Source organism: Gammaproteobacteria bacterium, assembly GCA_024235095.1.
In the GTDB taxonomy this organism is placed as follows: domain Bacteria; phylum Pseudomonadota; class Gammaproteobacteria; order Competibacterales; family Competibacteraceae; genus UBA2383.
The window spans coordinates 1,040,627-1,057,179 of sequence record JACKNC010000001.1; the positions used below are offsets into that span (position 1 = coordinate 1,040,627).

General features: G+C 49.5%; 19 protein-coding genes and 2 pseudogenes. 7 read left to right on the top strand and 14 right to left on the bottom strand.

The annotated features are described in order from the left end of the window. The first annotated feature begins 89 nt into the window (after window positions 1-89). On the top strand, window positions 90-524 hold the full coding sequence (tnpA, locus tag H6973_04580) for an IS200/IS605 family transposase (GenBank protein MCP5124919.1): 435 nt from the start codon (window positions 90-92) through the stop codon (window positions 522-524). 73 nt (window positions 525-597) lie between these two features. Here tnpA and H6973_04585 read toward each other — a convergent pair whose 3' ends face one another. Next, on the bottom strand, window positions 598-882 hold the full coding sequence (locus H6973_04585) for a transposase (GenBank protein ID MCP5124920.1): 285 nt from the start codon (window positions 880-882) through the stop codon (window positions 598-600). Window positions 883-1,010: 128 nt separating this feature from the next. On the opposite strand from H6973_04585, the gene H6973_04590 reads away from it, so the two are divergent. Both H6973_04590 and H6973_04595 read left to right on the top strand, forming a co-directional pair. Beyond that, on the top strand, window positions 1,011-1,976 hold the full coding sequence (locus tag H6973_04590; GenBank protein ID MCP5124921.1) for an IS5 family transposase: 966 nt from the start codon (window positions 1,011-1,013) through the stop codon (window positions 1,974-1,976). A 250-nt stretch (window positions 1,977-2,226) separates the two neighbouring features. Then, a complete protein-coding gene (locus H6973_04595; GenBank protein ID MCP5124922.1) occupies window positions 2,227-3,312 on the top strand; it encodes a helix-turn-helix domain-containing protein in 1,086 nt (361 codons plus the stop codon). Window positions 3,313-3,691: 379 nt separating this feature from the next. Here H6973_04595 and H6973_04600 read toward each other — a convergent pair whose 3' ends face one another. The 3 genes from H6973_04600 to H6973_04610 form a co-directional block, all read right to left on the bottom strand. Next, window positions 3,692-4,750 (bottom strand): IS110 family transposase, encoded by a 1,059-nt coding sequence (locus H6973_04600; protein ID MCP5124923.1) that lies wholly within the window; start codon window positions 4,748-4,750, stop codon window positions 3,692-3,694. A 433-nt stretch (window positions 4,751-5,183) separates the two neighbouring features. Next, window positions 5,184-5,549: a transposase gene (locus tag H6973_04605; GenBank protein MCP5124924.1), complete on the bottom strand. Its 366-nt coding sequence runs from the start codon at window positions 5,547-5,549 to the stop codon at window positions 5,184-5,186. Next, window positions 5,550-6,239 carry an IS630 family transposase gene (locus H6973_04610; GenBank protein ID MCP5124925.1) on the bottom strand — a complete coding sequence of 230 codons (690 nt, stop codon included), beginning with the start codon at window positions 6,237-6,239 and terminating at the stop codon, window positions 5,550-5,552. Between the two features lie 403 nt (window positions 6,240-6,642). On the opposite strand from H6973_04610, the gene H6973_04615 reads away from it, so the two are divergent. After that, window positions 6,643-7,530 (top strand): IS982 family transposase, encoded by an 888-nt coding sequence (locus H6973_04615; GenBank protein MCP5124926.1) that lies wholly within the window; start codon window positions 6,643-6,645, stop codon window positions 7,528-7,530. Between the two features lie 132 nt (window positions 7,531-7,662). Here H6973_04615 and H6973_04620 read toward each other — a convergent pair whose 3' ends face one another. From H6973_04620 to H6973_04635, 4 genes are all read right to left on the bottom strand, one after another. Further along, window positions 7,663-8,124 (bottom strand): hypothetical protein, encoded by a 462-nt coding sequence (locus H6973_04620; GenBank protein ID MCP5124927.1) that lies wholly within the window; start codon window positions 8,122-8,124, stop codon window positions 7,663-7,665. Between the two features lie 73 nt (window positions 8,125-8,197). Next, on the bottom strand, window positions 8,198-8,563 hold the full coding sequence (locus tag H6973_04625) for a transposase (GenBank protein MCP5124928.1): 366 nt from the start codon (window positions 8,561-8,563) through the stop codon (window positions 8,198-8,200). After that, on the bottom strand, window positions 8,564-9,253 hold the full coding sequence (locus tag H6973_04630) for an IS630 family transposase (GenBank protein MCP5124929.1): 690 nt from the start codon (window positions 9,251-9,253) through the stop codon (window positions 8,564-8,566). It lies immediately after the preceding gene. A gap of 52 nt (window positions 9,254-9,305) precedes the next feature. Next, on the bottom strand, window positions 9,306-9,488 hold the full coding sequence (locus H6973_04635) for a hypothetical protein (GenBank protein ID MCP5124930.1): 183 nt from the start codon (window positions 9,486-9,488) through the stop codon (window positions 9,306-9,308). 436 nt (window positions 9,489-9,924) lie between these two features. On the opposite strand from H6973_04635, the pseudogene H6973_04640 reads away from it, so the two are divergent. Both H6973_04640 and H6973_04645 read left to right on the top strand, forming a co-directional pair. Beyond that, window positions 9,925-10,853, top strand: a pseudogene (locus tag H6973_04640) (IS1595 family transposase). Between the two features lie 565 nt (window positions 10,854-11,418). Continuing rightward, window positions 11,419-11,664 (top strand): transposase, encoded by a 246-nt coding sequence (locus H6973_04645; GenBank protein MCP5124931.1) that lies wholly within the window; start codon window positions 11,419-11,421, stop codon window positions 11,662-11,664. Window positions 11,665-11,939: 275 nt separating this feature from the next. On the opposite strand, the gene H6973_04650 is transcribed toward H6973_04645, so the two are convergent. The 4 genes from H6973_04650 to H6973_04665 form a co-directional block, all read right to left on the bottom strand. Next, window positions 11,940-12,305 (bottom strand): transposase, encoded by a 366-nt coding sequence (locus H6973_04650; protein MCP5124932.1) that lies wholly within the window; start codon window positions 12,303-12,305, stop codon window positions 11,940-11,942. Continuing rightward, entirely contained in the window at window positions 12,306-12,995 is a 690-nt protein-coding gene (locus tag H6973_04655; protein MCP5124933.1) for an IS630 family transposase, read from the bottom strand. A 110-nt stretch (window positions 12,996-13,105) separates the two neighbouring features. Beyond that, window positions 13,106-13,678: a hypothetical protein gene (locus tag H6973_04660; protein ID MCP5124934.1), complete on the bottom strand. Its 573-nt coding sequence runs from the start codon at window positions 13,676-13,678 to the stop codon at window positions 13,106-13,108. Between the two features lie 129 nt (window positions 13,679-13,807). Then, window positions 13,808-14,602 carry a methyltransferase domain-containing protein gene (locus H6973_04665; protein MCP5124935.1) on the bottom strand — a complete coding sequence of 265 codons (795 nt, stop codon included), beginning with the start codon at window positions 14,600-14,602 and terminating at the stop codon, window positions 13,808-13,810. An 832-nt stretch (window positions 14,603-15,434) separates the two neighbouring features. Here H6973_04665 and H6973_04670 point away from each other — a divergent pair. Continuing rightward, entirely contained in the window at window positions 15,435-15,776 is a 342-nt protein-coding gene (locus H6973_04670; GenBank protein ID MCP5124936.1) for a hypothetical protein, read from the top strand. On the opposite strand, the pseudogene H6973_04675 reads toward H6973_04670, so the two are convergent. Then, window positions 15,745-15,849, bottom strand: a pseudogene (locus H6973_04675) (transposase). The gene H6973_04670 and the pseudogene H6973_04675 overlap by 32 nt on opposite strands. 31 nt (window positions 15,850-15,880) lie before the next feature. Next, window positions 15,881-16,492 carry an IS630 family transposase gene (locus H6973_04680; protein MCP5124937.1) on the bottom strand — a complete coding sequence of 204 codons (612 nt, stop codon included), beginning with the start codon at window positions 16,490-16,492 and terminating at the stop codon, window positions 15,881-15,883. Window positions 16,493-16,553 lie beyond the last annotated feature (61 nt).

Here is a 16,553-nt window from a genome sequence, read left to right on the forward strand (position 1 = left end):
TCAGAGATCAACGGCTTTGCCAGTTGATCGACTCATGGGGTACTACTACGGTTTGTTGTCCCCACAACAGATCGAGAGGAGTACTGACCATGAGTCGATTCAGAAAGTTATCACATACGATCTGGCACTGCCAGTATCATATTGTTTGGGTTCCGAAATACCGGTATCGAGTCCTCACAGGGCACATTGCAGAAGAGGTATCGCGATGTATTCACGCCTTTTCGGACTATCAAAAAGTGGAAATTGTTGAATTAAATATCCAGGTGGATCATGTTCATCTGTTGGTGATGATTCCGCCGAAGTTGTCGATTTCTAACTTTGTGGGAACGCTGAAGGGGCGGACGGCCATTCGGGTCTTCAATCGGTTTTGCGAACTGAAAAGGAGACCCTATTGGGGCAACCACTTTTGGGCGCGCGGCTACTGTGTGGATACGATAGGACTGGATGTCGAGAAGATTCGCAAGTATGTGCGGTATCAAGAGCGTAAGGAAAGAGACGCCGAACAGCGCGGTTTCGATTTCTAAAGTGAGAACCCATCCTGTGGGGACGACGCCCTTGCCTCCTCAGGGGGCAAGGCAGACTATCCCCTTTTAGGGGTTAACCAAAACCACCCGCTTTGCGGGTGGTTTCTTTACTGATCCATTGATGATAATAAGTGCTGACGGTGGTATACGCCGGAAAATCTTTGGGAAGATATCGCCACTGACAACCCGTTTTATTGATGTAAAAAATTGCATTTAAAATCTCGCGGAGATCCACTTCTCGGGAACGTCCTCGCGTATTTGGCTCGCGTTCTTCCAAAAGGGGTTGAACCCTCTCCCATTCCGCATCGGTGAGATCACTGGGATAGCGATTAAACGGTTTTTCCTTCGGCCAAGACATCGCGCACCTCGAACAAAAATTTCGAAACTAAAATAATTTGGGCTTTTTTGGGTAATTCTAGGCGTTGGTGCACAAATAGGCTCTGGGATGGTCAAAGTGGTTAAGGATCCCCGAACGGAGAAGCCGTCATGACCGCGCAAGCCACCCCTGCGACGGAAGCCGCCCCTCAAAAAGTCCAGTATCGGGTGACGAACTGGCCCGAGTATGACCGCGCGCTGGTGCGCCGGGGCCGTTTGACGATCTGGTTCGATGAAGCGTTTTTACAAGACCACTGGCGACCGGCCCCGACTGGCCAGCGAGGTGCACCGTTCCAGTACTCGGACACGGCCATTCAAGCGCTGTTGATGCTGAAGGCGGTGTTCGATCTGCCCTATCGGATGGTCGAAGGGCTGGCCGGTTCGATCATCCAGTGGATGGGCCTGACGCTGTCGATTCCCGACCATACCCTGATGTCGCGTCGAGCGAAAACCCTGACGGTGGTGATTCCGCGCCGGTCGCGGAGTGGACCCATCGACGTGGTGGTCGATTCCACCGACTTGAAAGTGTATGGGGAGGGGGAATGGAAAGTCCGCCAGCATGGCGCGGGGAAACGGCGCACCTGGCGCAAGGTCCATTTGGCCGTTGATGCCGACGTCAAGGATGTGCTGGCCGTGGAGGTCACGACCGAACAATGGACCGATAGCGAAGTCTTGGCCGGCTTGCTCGAGCTAATTGACGACCCGATCGGCCACGTCCGGGGCGACGGGGCATACGACACGCATGACGTCTACACGGCGACCGAGGAACGGGGCGCCGCAGTCACCATCCCCCCACGGGCGAACGCCGTACCGTGGACACCCGATCATCCTCGCACCCAAGCCCTGGCGGCTATCGCTGCGCAAGGGTTGCCGGCCTGGAAACAGGCGGTCGGCTATCATCGTCGCAGTATCGCTGAAAATGCCATGTATCGTTTCAAACAGTTGTTCGGTGATCGTCTGGCTTCCCGTTTATTCGAAACCCAGGTCTCGGAGGTCCAGGTACGAGTCGCCGCGTTGAATGTCATGACCTACCTGGGCATGCCCGTTTCCGTCCCTTGCAGGGTTATTCTGTCTTGAAAAAACAGAGAGAGGGGAAATATCGCCCTCATTTTATTTATGGGTGGTGTCCCTCAGTTTACGTGATGAGCTAAGCCAGTGACGACGACAACATGTATCCTCATTGTGATTGTGGTGTTAATCACTGACCGGGGATCTTATGAAGTGGGAAACGCTCTACTGCCCCAATCGTTCCTGTCACCACTACGGTCGGCCCTTTGGTCAAGGGTTGTTGGTCAAAAATGGTTCCAGTCACGGGAAAAAGCAGGCGTTGTGTCGTTCGTGCGGGAGGAGAGTGTCCTTGACGTACGGAACTGCGTATTTTGACCTCGAGGCCGACCCCGCCGTTTTCGAACTGGCGATGCGGGCGTTGGCGGAGGGAAATTCCATCCAGGGTACGGCACGAATCGTCCAGATCGACAAGGATACGGTTTGTGCGTGGTTGACTCGGGCCGCCCAGCAATGTCGTTTGGTGGTTTTGTCCCATTGGCGCGAGCTGACGGTGACCGAGTGTCAACTGGATGAATTGTGGAGCTTTGTCCATACCAAGGACCAGAATCTGCCGATGGCGCAGCAATGGTGCGAGACGGATGGCGATGCTTGGGTGTGGGTCGCCTTTGCGCCCGAATGGCGCCTGGTGGTAGGGTTTGTCGTGGGCCAGCGCACGCAGGCTCAGGCGAACCTGCTCCTGGAGCGCGTGGTGTATGTGACCGACGATCACGTCCCCTTCTTTACTAGCGACCAATGGCCGGGCTATCCCAGCGCCTTGCTCCATGCCTATGGGGAATGGTATCAGCCCGAGCGCCAAGGGACGCGAGGACGATATCCGGCCCCACGGTGCCGCCCACCGCCGAATTTGCTGTATGCTCAAGTGGTTAAGCGACGTGAAAAAGGACGGGTGGTCGAGGTGACCCGTAAGAGGGTCTGGGGAAGCGCGGACGAGCTTCAGGCGCGATTGGCCGCATCCGCCACCAGCACGACGATCAACACGAGCTTTGTGGAGCGGGATAACCTGGCCTGGCGCGAACACAATCGGCGGTTGGCTCGCAAGACGACCGCGTTTTCCAAGCAACGGTCGTGGATGGAAAAGCAGGTGTGGCTGTCGTTGGCTTACTACCATTTCTGCTTGCCCCACCTGAGCCTGCGTGAGGAATTGCCCACCCCGGAACCGACCCGAGGCAACGGATCGCCCCGTAAATGGCGGCCTGTCACGCCGGCCATGGCGGCGGGGATGACCGATCATATCTGGACCACGGCGGAGTTGCTGGGCTTTCGGGTACCCGCACCGTTTCTGAATACCTTGGAAACCATCAAACACTTGTTCCCCGCACTCGACGATGCTCATCACGTAAACTGAGGGACACCACCTATTTATGCACCAACGCCGTAATTCTATCAAAAAACAATAATAAAATAAATATGTTATTTTTAGTACATATATGGTCCGCCCCGCGATGCAAGAGGAAATCGCCGTTTGGCTGAAGGAAAAGTTGCGGCCATATATCCGGCATCGTGTTGAGGCGCTCGCCTGCCCTCGTGCCCTGATGGAATTCGCGCGCATCTCCGTCCTTATCAGTCTCGCAGTCTCGGCAGAGCCGGCTTTTGTACGAATCAGGTTTTCGGAAATGCAGAACTGGTCTTTCATGCCATCACCGTGAGATTCACTCTTCGCAACTTATGGTGGGAGGTACTGGGGTGGTCGTAGCGACCGGGTCGCGGATGAAGCGTAGAAAGACTCAAACCGGAGCCAGAGCGCCTTTGGCCGCATCATAGGGCTGGCCGGTCGTCATCACCGCATAGGCGATCCGGGCGATCTTGTTGGCCAACGCGACGGCCGCCACGTTGGCATGGCGACGGCCTTTCAGTCCCCGGGCCCAGCGGCTCGTCGGATCGTCCTTGCGCTCGACCCAGCGCAACACGGCGCGGGCGCCATGAATCAGCAACTGCCGCAGGTAGACATCCCCCCGTTTACTGATACCCAGTAAGCGGTCCCGTCCACCGGTGGAGTGCTGGCGCGGCACCAGGCCCAGCCAAGCCGCCAAACCCCGCCCGTTCTTAAAGAGTCGGGGATCCTCGCCGACGGCCGCTACCAACGCGGTCGCGCCCTTGGCGCCCAGACCGGGGATCGTCATCAACGCTTGCGCCTGCGGATGGCTTTCCGCCAGGGTCTCAATCTGGGCGTCATAATGAGCAACCCGTTCATCCAAGTGACGGAGTTCGTCAGCCAACTCGCGTAGCTCAGCCCGGAAGCGCTCGCTGAGGCCGTTCTCTGGATCCTCAAGAATCTCCGGCAGGCGCTGGTTCACCGCCACACGCCCCTGCGGGATTTCAATGCCGTATTCCAACAAAAAACCGCGAATCTGATTGACCTGGGCGGTGCGGCGTTCCACCCCCAAACTGCGCATCCGGTGAATCGCCTGGATATCTTGCTGTTCCACGCTCTTGATCGCCACCAACCGCATCCTGGGCCGCTGGGCCGCTTCGCAAATCGCCTCGGCATCGACGGCGTCGTTTTTATTGGATTTCACAAAGGGCTTCACGAACTGGGGCGCGATCAACCGTACCTCATGGCCGTCCTCCCGGAACTGCCGCGCCCAATAGTGCGCACTGCCACAGGCTTCCATGGCCACCGTACAGGCGGGCAGATTCGCCATGAATTCACTCAGACGTACCCGGTTGAAGGTCCTGCGGATCACCCGTTGACCGTTCTCGTCCACGCCGTAAACGTGAAAACTCCGCTTGGCCAGATCAATGCCGACAACCTTAATGACGCGCTCATTGGTATACTCTTTCATGGGTCCGCTCCGTTATCTCGGTTAATATGATGTGAGTCAGCATTCACTATCTTGCCCGCTTTGGGCTCGTTGGAGGAGCGGGGCGGACCATTCCATTAGTCTCTAAGACAGCGTCAGCCTTTGCCATCTGTTCTTTTTCCTGCGCCTTCCGCATATCTTCAGGTATAGTTAATACCTGCAAATGAGCTAATAGCGTCGCGAAGCTGGCCCCAAAAACAAACGAGAAGAATGGACTCTTAATGAATTCGTTGATGAAATGCCAAACCCTAGCGCTACCGGTTAGTTTGTCCGGTTCAGTTGGCTTTAATACTACAGTGATTTCTCTGTTCATTGTGGCCTTTATCCAACATTATCAGGACTTTCGCTTTGTTTTTTTTAACTCTATTATCTGATATAATAACCGTTGTCTTGCTAATAGTTATCCCCACAAAAATCATGCTGGAGCTTTTTCAGGATTAGCGTATTGAGTATCAGGGAGCCTAAAAAATGATTTGACCCTTTCCTGAAATTCTTTTAGCTTTTCCAAAGCAGAATAAACGCGCGCTCTGAAATCAGCCCGGTTTTTAATTGGCTCCTTTTCCAGATGATCATTTTTGATCTCATTCCAAACCTGTTCATCCGGATTTAACTCTGGCGAGTGGGGGGGAAGAAAGAACAAGCGGATTTGTTTTCGATGCGTCTCAAGAAAGGCTTTGACTTCTTTCGAGGTATGATAAGACGCATTGTCCGTGATGACAATTAATGGGCGCTCTCGACCCTCTAATGCCTTCTCTAAAAAGGCAATGAAAACCCCACTCACTCATTTTTGAGTGGTCACTTCAAATATTAACTCGCCCGTCGCCGTAACCATCGATAAAATGTGAAACCCACCCCGGTCATCACTCACTTTAATTTCAGGCGGATGACCGACTAAGCCCCACGTCCGTCCAGAACGCGTATGGCCTTGAACCCATGACTCATCCTGAAACGCAATATCCGCTCCAAGTTCTTGAGCCCGCTTCTGAATCTCTTTAAATTCTTCATTAATAAACTTTTTAACTTCCTCCTGATCCTGGTTTAAGGCATGATAACAAGGTTTTTGACAACTCAGTCCTAATTGATGTAAATGCAGACGAACCGTGGCATCCGATACCCATAAACCAAAGTACTCTTTCAATAAATTAACCATGATCTCTAAAGTCCATAAAACCGTATCATAGCCATGATCCGCCGGCGTCGTATTGAGTATCGTTTCTTTTAACCATCGATCAATATCCGGAGTCATCACACACGTGGCGCCGAGCGCTTTCCGGGTATCCAGGGCTTCTTCTCCTTCATAACGATAGTTGCGAAGCCAATCATAAATACTCGTTCGGTCGATACCCAAAAAATCAGCAACAAGCTCCGGACCATAATGCTTCTCTTCGACCGCGCGAACCGCAATACGCCGGATGTAATTCATCACTTCATCCGGTATTTTACGTGCATCAAACATCCATTCCGCGTTCATTGCCGCACCTCCTCTATAAATTTAGAGTCTCTAAAGAGGTCTTCTATAGTTATTAGACAATTTGATTAACGCTCAGTTCGTTGATAATGTAGGGATAATCGTTGGCAAGCCTACGAATGAAAATAACCAAACAATGATACGTTGAGTACATTACTAGTACTCTGATTAACTATACTTGCACTAATCTTGCTGATCATTTAGATAACATAAGTCATGATGCGATCAGCAATTCCCGCTCTCTTTATTTAGACCTGCTTTTGAATAAGTAGTCGATGATTATAGAATCACTTAATAAACGCGATGTTCGACTTTTCCGAGGGGAGATGAGAGCAGGCGGATGCGGCATGGCGATGTGAGCTAAGCTGAGAGGAACCAACCGCCTCAACCGCACGGAGAGACCGCCATGCCGCTCGAAGACTTTATCATCACGGTGTTTTGTTGGGTAGACGAACACCTGAATGCCCTGCTCGGGGATCACTGCTTACGCTCGCGAGGCTTCGCCCCCAAGCTGAATGATAGTGAAGTGATCACGATGGAAGTCGTCGGCGAGTTCTTAGGGCTGGATACGGATGTGGGCATCTGGAAGTACTTCGGTCGTCATTGGCCGTCGTGGTTCCCGGAACTCGGATCGCGGACGACGTTTGCCCAGCAGGCGGCGAATCTGTGGGTGATCAAGCAGCGGCTTCATCAGCAGCTGCTGATCGAGTTGGGGGCGGCGACGGACCCGATTCGCTTGGTGGATGGTTGCCCTCTGCCCCTCTGTGTGTTGACCCGTGCCCCGCACTGTCGGTTATTTCCTGCGGTGGCGGATTTTGGCTATTGTGCGGCAAAGAAGCAGTACTATTACGGGCTTCACGGTCATCTGATGGTCACGATCCATGGCGTCATCACGGCGTGGACGGTGACGCCCGCTACGGGTGATGAACGCGAGGCGTTGTGGGATTTGACCGAAGGTGTTCAGGGTTGGGTGATCGGCGACAAAGGTTACCTGAGCGCCTTTCTTCAGACGGAACTGGCCACGACCGGGATTGACTTGCAAACCCCCTTGCGGGCCAACATGATCGATCCGCGTCCCCCGTGGGCTGTCCAGCAGCTTACGAGAACCCGCCGCCTCGTGGAAACGGTCATCGGTCAGCTCACCGAGCCATTCCATTTTGAGAAAATCCGGGCGCGGGATGTGTGGCACTTGACGAGTCGGATCGCCCGAAAAGTCTTAGCGCACACCTTGGGTATTTTCATGAACCGACAAGTCGGTCGGTCAGACCTCCAGTTTGAGGGCCTGATCGCCTGAAAGTCGAACATCGCGTTTAATAAGAAAGAAAAACACCACTCTAAGCGTTCAAAGACGCTTAATAATTTATATAATAGAGATACCCTGATACTCGACTCAATAAATAGAACATGCCCACAGACCATCAAGAGACTAAGCGGTATTCGGCTGTAAGAATCCACCGTAATGTCCATAGATAATCGCACGCCAGAGTGATTCCCAAGTATCAATAAAAAATTCGGTAAAAAGTCCTTTGATTTTGATCCATAGCGAGGTCCGTGAATGAAATCGCTGACGGGCTGCCTGGAAAAAGGCACAGCCATATTCCTGGACTTGATCAATGAGAAAAGCCAGCATCATCAGCAGGGCAAAAACAGTTGCTAAATGCTGTTCCCCATGCCCATCGTTGTGTTCGAACTCGTAGTCTTGATTCTTCAGGGTATTGAAGACTTGGTTTTCAATATGCCAACGGCTGCGACTTCCTTCCATCACAAGGGATACATTTTTTGCGGTGAGTTTAATCTCAGTTACCCAGGAAAAGTTAAATTCTTTGCCGTCGCGAATTTCCCAATAATCGAGAAAATTGACGAGTAAATCGGGATGGGATTTATTCAAAGGAATCTCATTAATCCACCAATAGCCCTGGAGAATTTTGTCATTGTCTTGCTAATAGTTATCCCCACAAAAATCATGCTGGAGCTTTTTCAGGATTAGCGTATTGAGTATCAGGGAGCCTAAAAAATGATTTGACCCTTTCCTGAAATTCTTTTAGCTTTTCCAAAGCAGAATAAACGCGCGCTCTGAAATCAGCCCGGTTTTTAATTGGCTCCTTTTCCAGATGATCATTTTTGATCTCATTCCAAACCTGTTCATCCGGATTTAACTCTGGCGAGTGGGGGGGAAGAAAGAACAAGCGGATTTGTTTTCGATGCGTCTCAAGAAAGGCTTTGACTTCTTTCGAGGTATGATAAGACGCATTGTCCGTGATGACAATTAATGGGCGCTCTCGACCCTCTAATGCCTTCTCTAAAAAGGCAATGAAAACCCCACTCACTCATTTTTGAGTGGTCACTTCAAATATTAACTCGCCCGTCGCCGTAACCATCGATAAAATGTGAAACCCACCCCGGTCATCACTCACTTTAATTTCAGGCGGATGACCGACTAAGCCCCACGTCCGTCCAGAACGCGTATGGCCTTGAACCCATGACTCATCCTGAAACGCAATATCCGCTCCAAGTTCTTGAGCCCGCTTCTGAATCTCTTTAAATTCTTCATTAATAAACTTTTTAACTTCCTCCTGATCCTGGTTTAAGGCATGATAACAAGGTTTTTGACAACTCAGTCCTAATTGATGTAAATGCAGACGAACCGTGGCATCCGATACCCATAAACCAAAGTACTCTTTCAATAAATTAACCATGATCTCTAAAGTCCATAAAACCGTATCATAGCCATGATCCGCCGGCGTCGTATTGAGTATCGTTTCTTTTAACCATCGATCAATATCCGGAGTCATCACACACGTGGCGCCGAGCGCTTTCCGGGTATCCAGGGCTTCTTCTCCTTCATAACGATAGTTGCGAAGCCAATCATAAATACTCGTTCGGTCGATACCCAAAAAATCAGCAACAAGCTCCGGACCATAATGCTTCTCTTCGACCGCGCGAACCGCAATACGCCGGATGTAATTCATCACTTCATCCGGTATTTTACGTGCATCAAACATCCATTCCGCGTTCATTGCCGCACCTCCTCTATAAATTTAGAGTCTCTAAAGAGGTCTTCTATAGTTATTAGACAATTTGATTAACGCTCAGTTCGTTGATAATGTAGGGATAATCGTTGGCAAGCCTATGACCATAACGGCAGGGGTCAGGGATCTTTTCAAAAGCCTGGCGTGCTTGGTTTAACAACGCCGGTGCTGACACCGATTGATTTAAAGCGTTTGGTAAAGGGCGAGAAGGTAATTTCTTCATGATCAAACCACACCGGATGCGTCTTAAATCCAAACATGCCAAAAAATTCAAAATTGAGGCCAAGAAACGACTTTTTATAATACACTGATTAAATAGAACTTTTCAAGAGGCCGGGAATTGCTGTGATGCGATTAATGATTATCTACGACGTGAAAGACATACGGCCAACGGCGTGTGGAAATTAGCGGAATCACTGATCAATAATAGTAACGAAGCCTACCTGATTTTTGATGATTGCGTTCAAGATAAAGGCTTTTCCAAAAAAATTGAGAGGGTGAAACGTCAGCAATTCCCGCTCTCTTTTGCTCATCTAAATGATTTATCAATATATTTTGGCTCAATATGGATTCCAGGCTGTTGAAGATGGCTCGCCCTGCCAAGGGACAGGAGCTACACTGAAGAGGTTTTGAACCGCCGCGCTCCAGGTTTCCCGTCGATGATCAACCTTCAGAATCTACTGGACGATGTCCGGTGTTACGAAACGGTCCGCCAACTGCGCTGGCCCGATGGGGTTCACTGCCCCCATTGTGGGGCGGCGAACGTGACGAAGCAGGGTCACGACACGACCCAACCGGCGCGACAGAAATATCGGTGTGCCGGGTGCCATCGCTCTTTTGACGATCTAACCGGGACGGTGTTGGCCGGCCACCACCCGCCGTTACGAATTTGGATATTATGTTTATATTTTATGGGTTTGAACTTGTCTAATGCCCAGATTGCCCAAGAGTTGGCGTTGAATCCGGACGACGTGCAGCGGATGACCGAGCAACTGCGCCAAGGTATCGTCGCCCGCCAACCCGAACCCACCTTGGCGGGGGAAGTGGAATGCGACGAGGTCTATATGGTGGCCGGGCATAAAGGGCATCCGGACGCGGTGAAAAAAAAGGCCGCCGCGGGCGGCGTCGCCGGCTGAAGGGGGCACGGGGTCGAGGCACCCTGGAGCAGGAAAAGCCGCCGATTCTCGGCATGATTGAGCGCGGCGGCGCGGTGGTCGTCCGGATGCTGGATAATGTCCAGCAAGCGACCATCCAACCGCTCCTTCAGACTTTCATCGCCCCGGGAACCCGGGTGTATACCGATGAATATGCAATCTATAACCCATTGAAGGATTGGGGCTTTGATCATCATACGGTGTGTCACAGCCGGGGTGAATACGCCCGCGACGACGATGGCGATGGCTTCCATGAGATTCATGTTAATACCGCTGAGGGTTTCTGGTCCCTGTTGCGTTCCTGGTTGCGACCCCATCGAGGAATTTCGCAAGAAAAGCTGCCGCTCTACCTGGGCTTCTTTCAGTTCGTGCATAACGTCCGCATTCGGGGCAAAGGCTTGCTCAGACCTCTCTTGGAACTGCTGGTCGCCTAACAACGCCAACTGACTGGAATCCATATTGAGCCTATATTTTTTATTAAACACTGATAAATTTTTTAGAAAAAACCATTATCAATCAAAGACTAGGAAAGAGACCGGGAATCGCTGGTGAAACGTCAGTATAGTGGAAATGCGCATGGTTTAGTGAGGGGAATTGGGATTGTGAATTGAGTTCACACCTATAAAGACGATTATCATCCCCTCGATTTTCGCATCTATTCACCCGATTCTGATGGCAAAACCAAAAATGATCACTTTCGAGATATGTTGCAACAAGCGTTTGAAGAAAAAGGTATTAAAGCACAAACAATTTTATTCGATTGCTGGTATGCCGCTTCAGAAAATCTCAAATATATCCATCGTCTTGACAAATTCTTCGTGACGACCTTGAAAGAAAATCGTCGCGTCAGCCTCAGTAAAAACAAGGTTATATTCGTCTACAACAGATTGAGTAGACGGACAAACAACTCCAATACGGTCTGACCGTTAAACTTAAAGAAGTCCCATTTAAAGTGCAGCTTTTCAAGGTAGTCACCACACACGGTGACATTGAAAATGGGTGATTACGAATCGTACTCTAGGTTCTATTGACACGCAGGTGGTTCAAAATGAGAACCAGGTGCGTTGGTTTATAGAGCAACTGCATCGAGAACTTAAACAACTGACCGGCATTGAACGGTGTCAATGTCGTAAACAGCGCGCACAACGTAATCATTTCGCTTGTTGCTATCACGCTTGGTTTTCACTCAAAGTGATCGCTAAAAAAACAGGTCAGACACTTTATCAAATTAAACACAGTTTATAGAGTGATTATTTGCGTAATGAGCTACGAAATTCACGTATTACCGCCTACCAATCTACCTAGCGAAAGTCCTGATTCTAATCCAAAATTAAAGTTTATGCGGAGCGAAGTGCAGCTTTTCGCCAGTCCACTTGACCGCCATGTTAGCGCTTATACATTCCAGTCAGATGGTGACGCGGTGTTAAAACGCGATATTTTCTTGGTTGCATCGCCCTTTAATTGGTAATACATATCTTGATATATTTTCCTTGTCTTGCTAATAGTTATCCCCACAAAAATCATGCTGGAGCTTTTTCAGGATTAGCGTATTGAGTATCAGGGAGCCTAAAAAATGATTTGACCCTTTCCTGAAATTCTTTTAGCTTTTCCAAAGCAGAATAAACGCGCGCTCTGAAATCAGCCCGGTTTTTAATTGGCTCCTTTTCCAGATGATCATTTTTGATCTCATTCCAAACCTGTTCATCCGGATTTAACTCTGGCGAGTGGGGGGGAAGAAAGAACAAGCGGATTTGTTTTCGATGCGTCTCAAGAAAGGCTTTGACTTCTTTCGAGGTATGATAAGACGCATTGTCCGTGATGACAATTAATGGGCGCTCTCGACCCTCTAATGCCTTCTCTAAAAAGGCAATGAAAACCCCACTCACTCATTTTTGAGTGGTCACTTCAAATATTAACTCGCCCGTCGCCGTAACCATCGATAAAATGTGAAACCCACCCCGGTCATCACTCACTTTAATTTCAGGCGGATGACCGACTAAGCCCCACGTCCGTCCAGAACGCGTATGGCCTTGAACCCATGACTCATCCTGAAACGCAATATCCGCTCCAAGTTCTTGAGCCCGCTTCTGAATCTCTTTAAATTCTTCATTAATAAACTTTTTAACTTCCTCCTGATCCTGGTTTAAGGCATGATAACAAGGTTTTTGACAACTCAGTCCTAATTGATGTAAATGCAGACGAACCGTGGCATCCGATACCCATAAACCAAAGTACTCTTTCAATAAATTAACCATGATCTCTAAAGTCCATAAAACCGTATCATAGCCATGATCCGCCGGCGTCGTATTGAGTATCGTTTCTTTTAACCATCGATCAATATCCGGAGTCATCACACACGTGGCGCCGAGCGCTTTCCGGGTATCCAGGGCTTCTTCTCCTTCATAACGATAGTTGCGAAGCCAATCATAAATACTCGTTCGGTCGATACCCAAAAAATCAGCAACAAGCTCCGGACCATAATGCTTCTCTTCGACCGCGCGAACCGCAATACGCCGGATGTAATTCATCACTTCATCCGGTATTTTACGTGCATCAAACATCCATTCCGCGTTCATTGCCGCACCTCCTCTATAAATTTAGAGTCTCTAAAGAGGTCTTCTATAGTTATTAGACAATTTGATTAACGCTCAGTTCGTTGATAATGTAGGGATAATCGTTGGCAAGCCTACCATCGACAGAGATCAATGGGCGTAACTTCCGATGCATTCACTGTTCCTACCGCGCCAGCCTTCTCTAGCCCTGCCGCAACCAGCTCAGAACAGAAAAATTTGCTGAAATCTTCTCGGTTGTAACCAGGGCCGTTCATTCCGAAAGGCAAGTTGTCGAGGGCGTCGAGTGACGACTTGATGGCCTGTGGCATATCATACGGCTTGCGTTCTTTGGCCTGGTTAAACAGAAAATCGTAAAAAGCCTTCTGGTCGAATCGTGTATTTCGGATTTCTTCGCTTAGAGGCAACCACCATAGCTCTCCATCATAGGATTCAAGTCGATCACTGAAACGGGAGATATTCACACCGTTGAAGCCATTCAAGGATGTGGATTCAATGATTTGGTTAAAGAACCGATCCGTCGTGTCATCTGTGATTTTGGTTTGCAGAATGACTCCGACATGAGATACATCGGAAAATGTGGCGAACTTTATTATCTCTGAAAAATGCCCCTTTCCTCCAAAGGCTATAACATCGCCGGGGCGCATTTGAGAGCGCGCTTCTTCGTATTGGATCTGTATTGCGGCCATTTCTCTCTCCTTTTCTGATGTTGCATTGGATTGTCGATGTGCTGCGCTAACGCCTGCCATCACAGCCGACCCCAAAAACGCGTAGCGTTTTTGGGGTCGGCTGATGGCCTTGTTGGGCGATCTGAACGATCACACTCTTCCTTTCGCTGCCCAAGCGCGTGCGTACAACACGATTGAGCCGTCTTGTTCAACTGGTAAACGCTGTTTTAAGGTTTCCCGAAGATGGGTTTTTTCTGAATCTTCTAATTTCGACACATAGGTTGGCGCTGGTCCTTGGCCGCCGAGAAACGGCTTCCAATAATCATCAAAGTCATTGAAGTGCGTTGCGATTTCAAGAGGAGCTGCTTCGACTTCTAATAAACCAACGTGATTGAAGGTATCAACAAGCTGCTCGGCATTTGAGTCGGGAAAACGGTGACCTTCGTGAAGGGCTGATGCACCTGGATCCAATTCCACCACCACATCCCAAAAGTGGTTAAGAAATTCCATTTTCTCTGCGTAATCCCAGATATATACCGCAACAGTGCCGTTCATACTGGTTACTCGTTTCATTTCTGCGAGTGCTTTTTCAGGCTCTGGTATGAAATTCAATACTAGGCCAGATACCGCGATATTCACCGATGCGTCATCAAGTGGTAACGACATCGCGTTTCCTACTTTGCAGTTGGCCTTATTGCCAAGACGTTGCTGAGCCGTACGGACGAAACCTTCCGATTGGTCAATAGCGATAACCGCTGCTGGATCGTGCCTATCGATTGCGGCTTCACTCAAGGCACCCGATCCACACCCAACATCTAACCACTGGATCCCGGGTCTGGGTGACAGCCAATCTACAAATTGCTCGGCAATCAGCTTGCTCCACCTGCCCATGTAGTATTCGTACGAATCGCCTGACTGCCATGAATCTTGCATTTTGTTCTCCATTGGCCTCTTTACGCCCAACGAAAAAGCTGAGCGCCGCTGCATAACCGATATTTGAAGTTTTTGCCAGAATTTTATTAAGAATTTCTAATAAAATCAATACGGGCGATGGGCTAACATCAAGTAGACATCATGAACGATGCCTTGTTTTACGTCAAAATTGACGGCTAAACGAGCTTTCTTTGAGTCAACGTCCTGATTTACCCGATCTCGTGCAGAGAAAGGCGTCCATTATCCGCTGATCAAAGGCGTCGGTTTTCATCCCTCTTTCCATCGATCGAGCAGATACGGATGAAGCCCGCTCTTACATGCCGATCCCATTCCCTTACCGCGATCCACCGCTTCGCCCAGCGCGGGGAACTCCAACACATTCGTCATGACACACCTCTCTGTCACTAAACAAGTGGTCGTGATTGTAAAAACAACGCCAAAAGCGAGGTCGACTGAGGACACACCCGCTACATCTGAATGCCCATACTATAAAAAAACCGAGCGTTTCCCGCACTGACGGAAAACGCCCACAAGGTTTTGGAGGAATCAACGCCGACTCCATCGAATGCCTGTGAATAACAGCAAATCCCATGCCCCTTAGAGACGGCAAACGGAAAAACCCACGATTCATCACGTATTCAACATGCTCGATTCATTTCCGCAGCGGGTGCCGACCCTGAATCATCCTCCGATTGTTTCAATTTGAAACACGAGCCGTGAACATTTTTTCATTTTGAAACACGGTCCGCCCTTTTTTTCGCCCAACCGCCACACCTGCCACAATCGCCGTGCCTTTTCATCACTTCCCGTCGAAGCTACGCCCATTCTTTCCAGAGAGACCGACATGGGCGACTTCTACCGCTGCATTGACCTCATCATCGCCGAAGAAGGCGGCTACGCCAATCACCCCGCTGATCCGGGGGGTGAGACGAAATACGGCATTTCCAAGCGTGCCTATCCGCACCTGAACATCGCCACCTTGACCCTCGAAGACGCCACTGAACTCTACGAGCGCGACTACTGGCAGCCCATTCACGGGGAGGCTTTTCCCGATGGCCTGGCCCTGCTACTGTTCGATGCCGCCGTCAACCAGGGCCCCAACACCGCCATCCGGCTGCTGCAACAAGCGCTCGGTAGTGTTCCAGACATGGTTTTTATACTAAAACCCAGAATTCATACCGATTAATAAATAGACCAACAACAATGTCATGCATTTTGTCCACCTTGGAGAAACAAATAGTCTTTCTCACTAATCGTTTATTGTCTTGCTAATAGTTATCCCCATAAAAATCATGCTAGAGCTTGTTCGAGACTAACATATTGAGTATCAGGAAGCCCAAAGAATGATTTGACCCTTTCCTTAAATTCTTTTAGCTTTATCAAAGCAGAATAAACATATTGTCTGAAATCAGCCCTGTTTTTAATCGGCTCCTTTTCCAGATGACCATTTTTGATCTCATTCCAAACCTGTTCATCAGGATTTAGCTCCGGGGAATGCGGCGGAAAAAAGAACAAACGAATCTGTTGCCGATGCGTCTCAAGAAAGGCTTTGACCTCTTTTGAAGTATGATAAGAAGCGTTGTCTGCAATCACAATTAATGGGCGCTCCCGGCCTTCTAACACCTGCTTTAGAAATTCAATGAACACCGCACTCACTAATTTTTCAGTGGTCACCTCAAATGTCAGTTCACCGGTCGCCGTTACCATCGATAACATGTGAAACCCACTCCGGTCATCACTCACTTTAATTTCCGGAGGGTGACCAATTAAGCCCCACGTCCGGCCAGAACGTGTATTGCCTTGAATCCACGATTCATCCGCAAACCCAATATCCGCTCCAAGCGCTTGAGTAGGCTTGCCAACGATTATCCCTACATTATCAACGAACTGAGCGTTAATCAAATGGTCTAATAACTATAGAAAACCTCTTTAGATACTCTAAATTTATAGAGGAGGTGCGGCA